15 protein-coding genes are annotated in these 13,339 nt (G+C 63.1%); 10 read left to right on the top strand and 5 right to left on the bottom strand.

What is annotated here, in order from left to right; genetic code table 11:
- Nucleotides 1–37: 37 nt before the first annotated feature.
- Nucleotides 38–1,741: a glutamine--tRNA ligase/YqeY domain fusion protein gene (locus ACNFCH_RS18050; RefSeq protein ID WP_416743236.1), complete on the top strand. Its 1,704-nt coding sequence runs from the start codon at nt 38–40 to the stop codon at nt 1,739–1,741.
- Nucleotides 1,742–1,750: 9 nt separating this feature from the next.
- A complete protein-coding gene (gene cysS, locus ACNFCH_RS18045; RefSeq protein WP_070091220.1) occupies nt 1,751–3,133 on the top strand; it encodes a cysteine--tRNA ligase in 1,383 nt (460 codons plus the stop codon).
- A 135-nt stretch (nt 3,134–3,268) separates the two neighbouring features.
- Here the strand turns inward: cysS and ACNFCH_RS18040 are convergent, their stop codons facing one another.
- The 3 genes from ACNFCH_RS18040 to ACNFCH_RS18030 form a co-directional block, all read right to left on the bottom strand.
- Entirely contained in the window at nt 3,269–4,660 is a 1,392-nt protein-coding gene (locus ACNFCH_RS18040; protein WP_337158401.1) for a HAMP domain-containing sensor histidine kinase, read from the bottom strand.
- The gene (locus ACNFCH_RS18035) at nt 4,638–5,318 is read right to left on the bottom strand and encodes a response regulator transcription factor (protein ID WP_070091218.1); all 681 of its coding nucleotides are present in this window, start codon (nt 5,316–5,318) and stop codon (nt 4,638–4,640) included. The genes ACNFCH_RS18040 and ACNFCH_RS18035 overlap by 23 nt, the downstream gene beginning before the upstream one ends.
- Nucleotides 5,319–5,619: 301 nt before the next feature.
- Nucleotides 5,620–6,639, bottom strand: a complete 1,020-nt coding sequence (locus ACNFCH_RS18030; protein ID WP_070091217.1) for a branched-chain amino acid aminotransferase — start codon at nt 6,637–6,639, stop codon at nt 5,620–5,622.
- 311 nt (nt 6,640–6,950) lie between these two features.
- Between ACNFCH_RS18030 and ACNFCH_RS18025 the strand changes: the two genes are divergently transcribed.
- The 8 genes from ACNFCH_RS18025 to ureG are packed head-to-tail and all read left to right on the top strand — an operon-like array spanning nt 6,951 to nt 12,491.
- Entirely contained in the window at nt 6,951–7,784 is an 834-nt protein-coding gene (locus ACNFCH_RS18025) for an urease accessory protein UreD (RefSeq protein WP_337158399.1), read from the top strand.
- A gap of 10 nt (nt 7,785–7,794) precedes the next feature.
- A complete protein-coding gene (locus tag ACNFCH_RS18020) occupies nt 7,795–8,097 on the top strand; it encodes an urease subunit gamma (protein WP_337158398.1) in 303 nt (100 codons plus the stop codon).
- A 10-nt stretch (nt 8,098–8,107) separates the two neighbouring features.
- Nucleotides 8,108–8,425, top strand: a complete 318-nt coding sequence (locus ACNFCH_RS18015) for an urease subunit beta (protein WP_337158491.1) — start codon at nt 8,108–8,110, stop codon at nt 8,423–8,425.
- Complete coding sequence (gene ureC, locus ACNFCH_RS18010; RefSeq protein WP_337158397.1) at nt 8,422–10,125, top strand: urease subunit alpha; 1,704 nt, start codon at nt 8,422–8,424, stop codon at nt 10,123–10,125. The genes ACNFCH_RS18015 and ureC overlap by 4 nt, the downstream gene beginning before the upstream one ends.
- A gap of 9 nt (nt 10,126–10,134) precedes the next feature.
- Nucleotides 10,135–10,614 (top strand): urease accessory protein UreE, encoded by a 480-nt coding sequence (ureE, locus tag ACNFCH_RS18005; protein ID WP_337158396.1) that lies wholly within the window; start codon nt 10,135–10,137, stop codon nt 10,612–10,614.
- A gap of 19 nt (nt 10,615–10,633) precedes the next feature.
- On the top strand, nt 10,634–11,179 hold the full coding sequence (locus tag ACNFCH_RS18000; protein ID WP_416743235.1) for a HupE/UreJ family protein: 546 nt from the start codon (nt 10,634–10,636) through the stop codon (nt 11,177–11,179).
- Nucleotides 11,179–11,853, top strand: a complete 675-nt coding sequence (locus tag ACNFCH_RS17995) for an urease accessory protein UreF (RefSeq protein ID WP_416743234.1) — start codon at nt 11,179–11,181, stop codon at nt 11,851–11,853. Before ACNFCH_RS18000 ends, ACNFCH_RS17995 begins: the two co-directional genes overlap by 1 nt.
- Nucleotides 11,854–11,864: 11 nt before the next feature.
- On the top strand, nt 11,865–12,491 hold the full coding sequence (ureG, locus tag ACNFCH_RS17990) for an urease accessory protein UreG (RefSeq protein ID WP_416743233.1): 627 nt from the start codon (nt 11,865–11,867) through the stop codon (nt 12,489–12,491).
- A 47-nt stretch (nt 12,492–12,538) separates the two neighbouring features.
- Here the strand turns inward: ureG and ACNFCH_RS17985 are convergent, their stop codons facing one another.
- Nucleotides 12,539–12,784, bottom strand: a complete 246-nt coding sequence (locus tag ACNFCH_RS17985) for a hypothetical protein (protein ID WP_337158392.1) — start codon at nt 12,782–12,784, stop codon at nt 12,539–12,541.
- Nucleotides 12,785–12,793: 9 nt separating this feature from the next.
- Complete coding sequence (locus ACNFCH_RS17980) at nt 12,794–13,072, bottom strand: hypothetical protein (RefSeq protein WP_337158391.1); 279 nt, start codon at nt 13,070–13,072, stop codon at nt 12,794–12,796.
- Nucleotides 13,073–13,339: the final 267 nt, after the last annotated feature.

Raw genomic sequence — 13,339 nt, 5'->3', positions numbered from 1 at the left:
GGCCTACCCAGACCGAATACCAGCATTCAAGGATCCTATGAGCAAGCCCACTGCCGATAACGCGCCCAACGCCGCTGCCAAAGGCGCCCCCGCCGTCCCTGCGAACTTCCTGCGGCCGATCGTCCAGGCCGACCTGGACTCGGGCAAGCACAGCAGCATCGTCACCCGTTTCCCGCCGGAGCCCAATGGTTACCTGCACATCGGCCACGCCAAGTCGATCTGCGTGAACTTTGGTCTGGCCCAGGAGTTCGGGGGTGCCTGTCACCTGCGTTTCGACGACACCAACCCGGCCAAGGAAGACCAGGAGTACATCGACTCCATCCAGCGTGACGTCAAATGGCTGGGCTTCGAGTGGGCAGGCCCGGTGCGCTACGCCTCGGACTACTTCGACCAACTGCACGACTGGGCCGTGGATCTGATCAAGTCGGGTAATGCCTATGTCTGCGACCTCACCCCCGAGCAGGCCAAGGAATACCGCGGTAGCCTGACCGAGCCAGGCCGCAACAGCCCGTTCCGCGACCGCAGCGTCGAGGAGAACCTCGACCTGTTCGCGCGCATGAAAGCCGGTGAATTCAAGGATGGCGAGCGCGTGCTGCGCGCCAAGATCGACATGGCGTCGCCGAACATGAACCTGCGCGACCCGATCCTGTACCGCATCCGCCATGCCCACCACCACCAGACCGGCGACAAGTGGTGCATCTACCCCAACTACGATTTCACTCACGGTCAGTCGGACGCCATCGAGGGCATCACCCACTCGATCTGCACCCTGGAGTTCGAAAGCCATCGTCCGTTGTACGACTGGTTCCTGGACAAGCTGCCGGTACCGGCGCACCCGCGTCAGTACGAGTTCAGCCGCCTGAACCTGAACTACACCATCACCTCCAAGCGCAAGCTCAAGCAACTGGTGGACGAAAAGCACGTCGACGCCTGGGACGATCCACGCATGTCGACCCTGTCGGGCTTCCGTCGCCGCGGCTACACCCCGGCCTCGATCCGCAACTTCTGCGAGATGATCGGCACCAACCGCTCCGACGGCGTGGTCGACATGTCCATGCTCGAGTTCAGCATCCGTGACGACCTGGACCGCACCGCGCCGCGCGCCATGTGCGTGCTGCGTCCGTTGAAGGTGGTCATCACCAACTACCCGGAAGGCAAGGTCGAGCAGCTCGAGCTGCCGCGCCACCCGAAGGAAGACATGGGCGTGCGTGTACTGCCGTTCTCCCGCGAGCTGTATATCGATCGCGACGACTTCATGGAAGAACCGCCGAAGGGCTACAAGCGTCTGGAACCCGCCGGTGAAGTGCGCCTGCGTGGCAGCTACGTGATCCGTGCCGACGAAGCCATCAAGGACGCCGACGGCAACATCGTCGAGCTGCGCTGCTCGTACGATCCAGACACCTTGGGCAAGAACCCCGAGGGCCGCAAGGTCAAGGGCGTGATCCACTGGGTGCCGGCCGAAGGCAGCGTCGAGTGCGAAGTGCGTCTGTACGACCGCCTGTTCCGTTCGGCGAACCCGGAGAAGACCGAGGAGGGCGGCAGCTTCCTGGACAACATCAACCCGGATTCGCTGCAGGTGCTGACCGGCTGCCGCGCCGAGCCGTCGTTGGCCCAGGCCGCGCCCGAGGACCGCTTCCAGTTCGAGCGCGAAGGCTACTTCTGCGCCGACCTCAAGGACAGCCAGCCGGGCCGTCCGGTGTTCAACCGCACTGTCACCCTGCGTGACTCCTGGGGCAGCTAAGGAATCGCCGTGCTTACCATCTACAACACCCTGAGCAAGACCAAGGAAGCCTTCAAGCCCCTGGACGGCAACAAGGTGCGCATGTACGTGTGCGGCATGACCGTGTACGACTACTGCCACCTGGGCCATGGGCGCAGCATGGTCGCCTTCGACCTGATCACCCGTTGGCTGCGCAAGAGCGGCTACGAGCTGACTTATGTGCGCAACATCACCGATATCGACGACAAGATCATCAATCGTGCCAATGACAACGGCGAGCGCTTCGATGAACTGACCGCGCGCATGATCGATGCCATGCACGAGGACGAGCGCCGCCTGAACATCCTGCCGCCGGATCAGGAGCCACGTGCCACCGATCACATCCCCGGCATGCACGCGATGATCCAGACCCTGATCGACAAGGGCTACGCCTACGCTCCGGGCAATGGCGACGTGTACTACCGGGTCGGCAAGTTCGTCGGCTACGGCAAGCTGTCGCGGCGCAAGATCGAAGACCTGCGCATCGGCGCGCGGATCGAAGTCGGCGAGGCCAAGCAGGACCCGCTGGACTTCGTCCTGTGGAAAGCCGCCAAGCCGGGCGAGCCGAGCTGGGAGTCGCCCTGGGGGCCAGGCCGTCCGGGTTGGCACATCGAATGCTCGGTGATGTCCACCTGCTGCCTGGGCGAGAGCTTCGATATCCACGGTGGCGGCAGCGACCTGGAGTTCCCACATCACGAGAACGAGATCGCCCAGAGCGAGGCGGCTACCGGCAAGCCTTACGCCAATGCCTGGATGCACTGCGGCATGATCCGTATCAATGGCGAGAAGATGTCCAAGTCGTTGAACAACTTCTTCACCATCCGCGACGTGCTCGACAAGTATCACCCGGAGGTGGTGCGCTACCTGCTGGTGGCCAGCCACTACCGCAGCGCCATCAACTACTCCGAAGACAGCCTGCGTGAGTCCAAGGGCGCCCTGGAGCGCTTCTACCACGCGCTGCGCGGCCTGCCGCGTGTCGAGGCCAAAGGGGGCGAGGAGTTCGTCGAGCGTTTCAGCGTCGCGATGAACGATGACTTCGGTACGCCTGAGGCCTGCGCCGTGCTGTTCGATCTGGTGCGCGAGATCAACCGCCTGCGTGAAAACGATCCGGAGGCCGCTGCAGGTCTGGCGGGTCGCCTGCGTGAGCTGGGTGACGTGCTGGGCGTGCTGCAACTGGATGCCGACGACTTCCTGCGCGCCGGTGCCGAGGGCAAGGTCGATGCCGCCGAGGTGGAAGCCTTGATCCAGGCGCGTCTGCAGGCGCGTGCGGACAAGAACTGGGGCGAGTCCGACCGCATTCGCGACCAGCTGGCCGCCATGGGTGTGGTGCTGGAAGACAGCAAGGGCGCAACCACCTGGCGCCTGGCTGACTGATCGATGCCTTGAGTGGGGGCTGCTGCGCAGCCCTTTCGCGGCACAAGGCCGCTCCTACAGGTTTTGTGCAACGCTGTTGTACACCTGTAGGAGCTGGCGACACCCTGCGATGGGGCGCGTAACGGCCCCATTCGATTATCGGGACGTAGCGCCCACCGGGCAATGCAACACCAATTTGGCTCCGCCCAGCTCGCTGCTTCCCACCTCCAGGCGGAACCCATGCAGGTCGACGATCGCGGCGACGATCGACAGTCCCAGCCCGAATCCTGGATGGCGATGGCCTTCCTCACTGCGATAGAAGCGCTTCAACACCGCTGCGCGCTCCTGCTCTGGAATCCCCGGCCCGCTGTCTTCGATGGCAATCGTCAGGCCGCTGGCATACTCACGCGCCTGGATCCGTACTTGCCCGCCCTGGGGGGTGAACTTGATGCCGTTGCCCACCAGGTTGGCCAGTGCCTCGAACAGCAGTTCCCGGTCCCCGTGCAGCACCGGCAGTTGCGCCGGTTGCTCCAGGGTCAAGCGAATACCGCCATCTTCGGCCAGCGGTAGGTAGAAGTCGTGCAACTCCATCAGCAGGGCATGAGGGTCGAGTTCGACGAATCCGGCGCGACGCTGACGGTCTTCCAGTTCGCTGATACGCAGCAGGCCGCGAAAGCGCGCCATCAGCGTGTCGGTCTCGGCAATCGCTTGTTCCAGGGCTTGGGCTTCGGGCGCGTTGTCGCCGCCTTGCTGGCGGATCCGGTAAAGCTGTGCCCGCAGTCGGGTCAGGGGTGTTCGCAGGTCATGGGCGATGTTGTCGCAGACGCCCTTCACCTCGTGCATCAGCCGCTCGATGCGATCGAGCATGGCGTTGACGATGGCTGCCAGCATGTCCAGCTCGTCACGCCGCGCCGAGAGCGGCAAGCGATGGGTCAGGTCTCCGGCCACGATCAGCTCGGCCTGGGCCTGGATCGCTCGGATACGTTTGAGCGGTCGCCTGCGCAGCAGATACCACCCCGCGAAACCGGGGATCAAGGTCAGGGAGATGCCCCAGAGCAAGGCGTGGAGGATGATCCGGGTGACGACGAACAACGAACCGTTGTCGCGCACCAGTACCAGCCAACGGCCATCCTTTATGCGGATCGCCACGGCATCGCAGCTGTCGCGGGGCAGGTGCGGGTCATCCGCGTCCAGGCACCGCTTGAGTTCGTGGACTTCGCCATCGAGGCCGAGCTCCGGTGGGATGAAACGCACCCGTCCCCCAATGGGATTGAGCTGGGCGTCGAACAGCCCGTAGGCGTCGAAACCGCGTTCCTCGAACGCCTGGCTTGCGATCAGCGCGTCGTCGAGCTGCTTGCCGCTCATGTGCGAGAACAGGTGCTGGCGTTGCAGCATGGAGTGGCGGGTGAGCTTGTTCAGGTAGCTGGAAACCTCGAAGTACAGCACCCCCATGAGGATGCTGCTCCACGCCACGAAGAGGAAGCTGTACAGCGCCAACAGGCGGCTGGTCGAAGAGCTCCAGCCCTTAGACGGGTTCGGCAATGGCATAGCCGGAGCCCCGCACGGTACGGATGAGCGGGTTCTGGCCAGGCGGATCGATCTTCTTGCGCAGGCGACCGATGTGGACGTCGATCAGGTTGGTGCCGGGGTCGAAGTGGTAGCCCCAGACTTCCTCGAAGATCATCATCCGGGTGATGACCTGGCCGGCGTGGCGCATCAGGTATTCCAACAGCTTGTATTCGGTGGGCAGCAGGTTGAGGGTCTGCTCGCCGCGGCGTGCTTCGTGGCTGATCAGGTCCAGCTCGAGGTCGGCGACCTGCAGGCGGGTCTGGGTCATGGGCACGCTGTTGCGCCGCAGCAGCACCTCGACCCGGGCGGCCATCTCATCGGAGGCGAACGGTTTGGTCAGATAGTCGTCGCCACCGGCGCGCAGGCCGCGCACGCGCTCATCGACGTCGGACAGTGCGCTGATCATCAGGATGGGCGTGGCGATCTTCAGGTTGCGCAGGGTGGTAACGATGGTCAGGCCATCGACCTCGGGCAACATGCGGTCCAGGGTGATCAGGTCGTAGCCACCACCGATGGCCTTGGACAGGCCTTCACGGCCATTGTCGGCCCAGTCCACTTCCAGGCCATGGCTGGACAGTTCGGCGACGATCTCCTGGGCGGTGACGGCGTCGTCTTCGATGGTCAGTACGCGGGGCATGCTAGTACCTGGGCAGCGATTGGAGAGTTGATTGTGCCAAAGAATAGACACTGCGCGATTTAAGAAAAATTCATCTGCTGCATCAAGACCTGATCGGCCGGTGTCCGTGGGGCCGAGATCACCCTTGGACCTTCGGTGAACGGGCGGGCGCATTCGCGGGTAAACCCGCTCCCACAAGGCTTGCGGGGACCTTGTTGGAGCGGGTTTGCCCGCGAAGGGCGCACCGCCAAAGGAGGGTATGGCCAATGAAAACGGGGCATGCCATCACTGGCATGCCCCGTTTTCATTGGAGGGCGAAGCCTCAGGCGACCTTGACGATCCAGCCTGCTGGCGCTTCGACGTCGCCGCTCTGGATGCCGGTTAGCTCGTTGTAGAGCTTCTGGGTGACCGGGCCGACCTTCTCCAGGTCGTGGAACACGTGCAGCTTGCCGTTGTATTCGATACCACCGATCGGGGTAATGACGGCGGCGGTACCGCAGGCACCGGCTTCGACGAAGCGATCGAGCTTGCTGATCTCCACGTCACCTTCGACCACTTTCAGGCCCAGGCGCGAGGCAGCCAGTTCCATCAGCGACAGGCGGGTGATGCCCGGCAGGACGGAGGCCGATTTCGGGGTGACGAACTCGTTGTCCTTGGTGATGCCGAAGAAGTTGGCCGAACCGACTTCCTCGATCTTGCTGTGGGTCAGCGGGTCCAGGTAGATGGCATCAGCGAAGTTGTTCTTCTTCGCTTCGGCGCCTGGCATCAGGCTGGCCGCATAGTTGCCACCGACCTTGGCAGCGCCGGTGCCTTGCGGGGCGGCGCGGTCGTAGCTGGAGATCGTGAAGTTGTGCGGCTTCATGCCGCCCTTGAAGTACGAGCCGACCGGGATGGCGAAGATCGAGAAGATGAACTCCGGCGCGGTGCGAACGCCGATGTTGTCGCCAGTGCCGATGACGAACGGACGCAGGTAAAGGGCGCCTTTACCGTGCGGCGGCACGAAGCGCTCGTTGGCCTTGACCACTTGTTTGCAGGCCTCGATGAACACATCGGTCGGCACCTGCGGCATCAGCAGGCGGGCGCAGCTGCGCTGCATGCGGGCGGCGTTCTGGTCAGGACGGAACAGGTTGATCGAGCCGTCCTTGCAACGATAGGCCTTCAGGCCTTCGAAGCATTGCTGGCCATAGTGCAGGGCGGTGGAGCCTTCACTGATGTGCAGCACGTTGTCTTCGGTCAGGGTGCCTTTGTCCCACTCGCCGTTGCGCCATACGGACAGGTAGCGCTTGTCGGTCTTGATATAGTCGAAGCCCAGCTTGTCCCAGTTAATGCTCTCGTTACTCATGACACCCTCTTGTATTGCCTAGGGCCTGATCGCTCAGGCTGCTTTTATATGCGCACCTCGCCACGATAATACATCCGCCGCGGATCCGAAACGTCCAGTCATGAATTGGCCAGACTGGCGACCGGCTGGGTCGACACTTGCGAAGACGCAGTGCGCTGAATCTTTTCACTCGGCCTCATCCGCAGAGTTGGCCCGTTATCTGCTGTGTCCCTACCAAAGAATCTGATCGAGTGGTCAGGCCTGCAGGGCGTCCAGTGCTGCACCTGACCCGCTTGGCGGCCATGAAGCCGCGTGTTTTCGGGGGCTGGGGTATGTCGTTTGCGCAGCGCAAGGAACAACTGGAGCAACAACCCGGCTGGAGCGCCTGCCTTCAGTTGCGCTTCATTCAGCGCGAAGGGGTGACCCGGCTTGGTGCACGACGCCACTTCGGTCCTCTTTTGGTGCAGCGCCCGTTCCATCCCGAAGGTGCGCCGTGCCATGTCTATGTCCTGCATCCGCCAGGTGGCATCGTCGCAGGTGACCGACTGGAGCTGGATGTCCATCTCGAGCCTGGCAGCCACGCACTGCTGACCATGCCCGGGGCGAGCAAGTTCTACCGCAGCATCGGGCCAACCGCGCGGCTCGAGCAGCGGTTCCATCTGGCGGCGGGCAGTACCCTGGAGTGGCTGCCCCAGGACAGCATCTTCTTCAGCGGCGCTCGCGCCAAGCTCGACAGCCGCTTCACGCTCGAACCTGGTGCTCGGTTGCTGGCCTGGGAAACCCTGTGCCTGGGCCGACCGGTGATGGGGGAGCGCTTCGAACAGGGCGCGCTCGACAGCCGCTTGTGCATCGAACTGGCAGACGACCCAGGGTTGCACGAGCGCCTGCGCATTGAAGCCGCGGGGGTGGACAAGCTTGGCGGCCACCCTCTGATCGCCACCGTTTGCGCAGCACCCGCCAACTCGGCGCTGCTCGAGCGCGTGCGCCAGGCTCTGGAGGGCCTGGGCAATCCTGCTGGCGCCACCTTGCTGGGCCCGTTGCTGGTGATCCGCCTGCTCGACCACGACAACCAACACCTGCAATCCACCCTGCAGCGCCTCTGGTACCTGCTGCGTCCGGCTGTTCTTGGCCTGACGCCGTGCCCGCCGCGCATCTGGGCCACCTGAGAGAGGCGCCATGGAACTGACCCCGAGAGAGAAAGACAAACTGCTGCTATTCACCGCGGCATTGCTGGCCGAGCGGCGATTGGCCCGAGGCTTGAGGCTCAACTATCCAGAGGCGGTGGCGCTGATCAGCGCCACCGTGCTCGAAGGCGCCCGGGATGGGCGTAGCGTCGCCGAGCTGATGAGCCTGGGCCGTGAGGTGCTGGGCCGAGAGCAGGTGATGGAGGGCGTGCCCGAAATGCTCCATGACGTCCAGGTCGAGGCGACCTTTCCCGACGGCACCAAGCTGGTGACCGTACATGACCCCATTGTCTGAGGAGCCGAGCATGATCCCCGGAGAAATCCAGGTCGCTGGCGGCGACATCGAGCTCAACAAGGGCCGCCCGACTGTCAGCGTAAGTGTGGCCAACCATGGCGACCGACCGGTGCAGGTCGGGTCGCACTATCACTTCTATGAGGTCAACGACTGCCTGGTCTTCGAGCGTGAGAGGGCCCGGGGCTATCGCTTGGACATTCCGGCCGGCACTGCGGTGCGCTTCGAACCCGGCCAGGCCCGCACCGTGCAGTTGGTGGCCTATGCCGGTAAGCGGGAGGTGTATGGCTTCCAGGGCAAGGTCATGGGCGCACTGGAGGGCAAGGCATGAGTCGGCTATCCCGGCAGGCCTATGCCGACATGTTCGGGCCGACCGTCGGCGACCGTGTGCGCCTGGCCGATACCGCCCTGTGGGTCGAGGTGGAAAAGGACTTCACGGTCTATGGCGAAGAGGTCAAGTTCGGTGGTGGCAAGGTCATCCGCGATGGCATGGGCCAAGGCCAGATGCTCGCCGCCTGGGCGATGGATCTGGTGCTGACCAACGCCTTGATCATCGATCACTGGGGCATCGTCAAGGCCGATATCGGCGTGCGTCACGGGCGTATCGCGGCGATCGGCAAGGCGGGCAACCCTGATGTACAGCCGAGTGTGACCGTCCCCATCGGGCCGGGCACCGAGGTGATCGCCGCCGAGGGCAAGATCGTCACGGCGGGCGGAATCGACTCGCACATCCACTTCATTTGCCCGCAGCAGGTGGAGGAGGCGTTGACCAGCGGCGTTACCACATTCATTGGCGGCGGCACCGGGCCGGCCACCGGTACCAATGCCACCACCTGTACGCCCGGCCCTTGGTATCTGGCGCGCATGCTCCAGGCCGCGGATAGCCTGCCGATCAATATCGGCCTGCTGGGCAAAGGCAATGCCTCGCGGCCCGAAGCCCTGCAGGAGCAGATCGCCGCTGGTGCGGTAGGCCTGAAACTGCACGAGGACTGGGGCTCCACGCCGGCAGCCATCGACTGCTGCCTGGGCGTTGCCGAGGCGCTGGACATCCAGGTGGCGATCCACACCGACACGCTCAACGAGTCCGGGTGTATCGAGGACACCTTGGCCGCCATCGGTGATCGCACCATTCATACCTTTCACACCGAGGGCGCCGGTGGTGGTCATGCGCCGGACATCATCCGCGCGGCGGGCCAGGCCAATGTCCTGCCGTCCTCGACCAACCCGACACTGCCCTACACCGTGAACACCGTCGATGAGCATCTGGACATGCTCATGGTCTGCCACCACCTGGACCCGAGCATCGCCGAGGACGTGGCCTTCGCCGAGTCGCGCATACGTCGGGAGACCATCGCCGCCGAGGATATCCTGCACGACATGGGCGCCTTCGCCATGACCTCCTCGGACTCCCAGGCCATGGGCCGGGTGGGCGAAGTGGTGCTGCGCACCTGGCAGGTGGCGCACCAGATGAAGCTGCGTCGTGGGCCATTGCCGCCCGACAGCGACTACAGCGACAACTTCCGGGTCAAGCGCTACATCGCCAAGTACACCCTCAATCCGGCACTGACCCACGGCATCGCCCATGAGGTGGGGTCGGTGGAGGTGGGCAAGCTCGCTGACCTGGTGCTTTGGTCGCCAGCCTTCTTCGCCGTCAAGCCGGCTTTGGTGCTCAAGGGCGGGATGATCGTCACGGCGCCCATGGGTGATATCAACGGCTCGATTCCGACGCCGCAACCGGTGCATTACCGGCCGATGTTCGGCGCCCTCGGCGCCGCCCGGCAGGCCACGCGCATGACCTTTCTGCCTCAATTGGCGATGGACAGGGGCCTGGCCGAAACGCTCGGTCTGCGCAGCCTGATCGGTGTGGCCCATGGCTGCCGCCGAGTACGCAAGGCCGACATGGTCCACAACAGCCTGCAACCGCGCATCGAGGTGGATGCCCAGACCTATCAGGTGCGCGCCGACGGCGAACTGCTGGTGTGCGAGCCGGCCTGCGAACTGCCGCTGGCCCAGCGTTATTTTCTGTTCTGAGGAAAGCCCATGATTGTCCTGACCCGCCGCCTCACCGAAGCCGGCCCTGAGACTGGCAGCGTTACCCTGGACGTGGACAGCCGCATCAAGAGCCGTCTGCGCATCACCCTGGACGATGGCCGCGAGGCCGGCCTGATGCTCGAGCGAGGGCACCTGCTGCGTGGCGGCGAGCTGCTCGGTGATGCTGAAGGTCGCCATGTAGTGCGGGTGCTGGCCGCGCCCGAGCAGGTGTCCACGGTGCGCTGCACCGATCCACTGTTGCTGGCCCGCGCGGCCTATCACTTGGGCAACCGCCATGTGCCACTGCAGATCGAGCCTGGCCTGCTGCGTTTCCAGCACGACCATGTCCTGGACGACATGCTGCGCGGCTTGGGCCTGAGCGTGGTGACCGAGCGGGCGCCTTTCGAGCCTGAAGCCGGCGCCTACCAGAGCGCGCCCCATCGCCACGACCACGATCACCCATTCGTGCGCCTGCCCGTCCTTTGCTGAGCCATCCTGGGAGTTTTCAATGAGAAAGACGTTTGCCGTTGTCCTGCTGCTGGTGGCCCTGCCAGCCTTCGCCCACCCCGGCCATGACACCAGCCCTTTGCGCGATGGCCTGCTGCATCCGCTGACCGGCCTGGATCATTTGCTGATGTTGCTGGGGACCGGCGTGCTGTCGGCCTTGACCCGACGGAGCCTGGGCCTGCCGCTGACGACCTTGGCGATGATGGTCGGCGGTGCGGTATTGGGCCACCTTTTCGGTGATGTGCTGGGTATGGAGACGATGATTTCCATGTCGCTAGGGGTAATCGCAGGCGCCTTGCTGCTGCCACGTCGGCAAAGGTTGCTGGCGTGGGTCATGCCGATGTTCGCCCTGTTCCATGGCTGGGCCCATGGCGTGGAGGCTACACCCAGCGCATTCTGGCTGTTCGGCTCAGGTTTCGTTCTCGTCAGCACGCTGCTGCTGGCAGTGGGCTTTGCCTTCGGCTGCCTGTTGCGTCGTCACACGGGCCTGCAGAAGGCCGTCGGTGGGGGGATGCTGGCGGGGGCGGCTTTGGTGCTGGCCGGTTGATGGACGTCGACCTCGCGCTGCTGCGCCTACTACAGCTGGCCAGTCCAGGCCTGCCGGTAGGCGGCTTCACCTATTCCCAGGGGTTGGAGTGGGCTGTGGAAGCCGGTTGGGTGCACGATATTGCAACCTTCGCTGCCTGGCAGCGCGAGCAAGTGCATGACACCCTCGGTTACCTCGATTGGCCTGTTTTGGCGCGGCTCTATCACGCCTGCCAGGCAAATGATGCCGGCGCCTTCGCCCATTGGAGCCGCTTCGTGCTGGCCAACCGTGAGACTGCCGAGTTGCGGCTGGAAGAACAGCAGCGTGGCAGTGCAATGGCGCGCCTGCTCGATGGCTGGCAGTTGGGACAGGCCCCGGCCTGGCGGGCCAGTCTTGAACTCAGCCAACTGAGCGGCATGGCCTGGCTTGGCGCGCACTGGTCCATACCGTTGCGTCAGTTGGCCTTGGGCCATGGTTTCGCCTGGCTCGAAAGCGCGGTGATGGCTGGAGTCAAGCTGGTGCCGTTCGGCCAGCAAGCCGCCCAGACGCTGCTGCGTGACTTAGGGCAGGCGCTGCCTGCCGTGCTCGACCGCGCCTTGGCGCTGGACGATGACCAGCTCGGTGGCAGCCTGCCGCTGCTCGCGATCGCCTCGTCCCGTCACGAAACCCAATACACCCGTTTGTTCCGTTCTTGAGGAAGACGTTCATGCAAAGTCATCAACCCCCCCTGCGCGTCGGGGTCGGCGGCCCGGTCGGCTCCGGCAAGACCGCATTGCTCGAAGCCCTGTGCAAGGCCATGCGCGACCACTACCAGATCGCTGTGGTCACCAACGACATCTACACCAAGGAAGATCAGCGCATCCTCACCGAGGCTGGTGCCCTGGAGCCTGAGCGTATCGTCGGGGTGGAGACCGGTGGTTGTCCGCACACGGCGATCCGCGAAGACGCCTCGATGAACCTGGCTGCCGTGGAGGCGCTGGCGCGCAAGTTTGGCAATCTCGATGTGATTTTCGTCGAAAGCGGAGGCGACAATCTCAGCGCGACGTTCAGCCCCGAGCTCGCTGACCTGACGATCTATGTCATCGATGTCGCCGAAGGCGAGAAGATTCCCCGCAAGGGAGGGCCAGGCATCACCAAGTCGGATTTTCTGGTGATCAACAAGACCGATCTGGCGCCTTATGTCGGCGCCTCGCTGGAGGTGATGGCGCGCGATACCCGACGCATGCGCCCAGAGCGGCCGTGGACTTTCAGCAATCTAAAGAAGGGGGAGGGGTTGCAGGCGGTGATCGATTTCGTCGTAGAGCGTGGGATGTTGGGAGGTGGCGCTCCTTGAGTGGGGCTCAATGAGCGCGAACCAGGCTGGCAGTTAGATCCGCGATATCAGGGGGACGTTGAAGGTGATTCGGCCCAACGATCGCGCGTGTCGAACAGGTGCCAGCCTGTCATGACGAACAAGACAGGCCAGAAGATTTCGCTGTTGGCACAGAGCGAAACATGATGGGGCCCCAGAATATTTATGGCGCCGAAGCAAAAAAAAATAATGCCGAGCCATTGTCTTGCGCGTTGATTGCGAAGCTGTTTGTCCAACAGGATATGGGTAATGAGCCATGGAATGAGTTCGTACATGCTAAGTTCCTAAACTTTAATGACAAAGGAGCTGTTCGTATGTTGAGGTCCAATGCCACCCCTGACCTGTGCTTCTATATGAACAAGCACATCCCCAGCGTGAAGCTTCCCTAATTTTCGATTGGCCCAGTTGTAGGTTGAAGCACCTATGATTGCCGCGGGTACTGGGCCGACGGGCTTGAACGCGCTGCTTGCTAAAGCAGCCGAAACTTTGGAAACCGTTGAACGAGCATCGTTGATGGCATCCGCCTGATGACGCTTCAAAGGCTGGGAAACACTGATGGTCATGAAACAAGTGCGTTGTGCCGAGAGCATTCGGTCATAGCGTGCGATAAACCGCTGTTGAGATTTCAGAATTTTTCGAGTGGGCAGGGGTGAAAATCAAGTGTTTCAACTGCTCTCGTTGGTAAGCGCTCACGGTTAACTTAAATACCGTATAAGTAATGAATCGCCCCTGGTTTTCTAGACACTCTCCAAGCTCAGGAAATAGCGTTTCTCATACTCTACTGGAGACAGCTGCATAGCACTGCTGTGTCGGCGTTTAGGGTTATAGAA

The organism is Pseudomonas sp. NY15354 (genome assembly GCF_048068075.1).
In the GTDB taxonomy this organism is placed as follows: domain Bacteria; phylum Pseudomonadota; class Gammaproteobacteria; order Pseudomonadales; family Pseudomonadaceae; genus Aquipseudomonas; species Aquipseudomonas guariconensis_C.
Note: the sequence above shows the minus strand (reverse complement) of the source record. Positions and strands in the feature narration are given on the sequence as shown.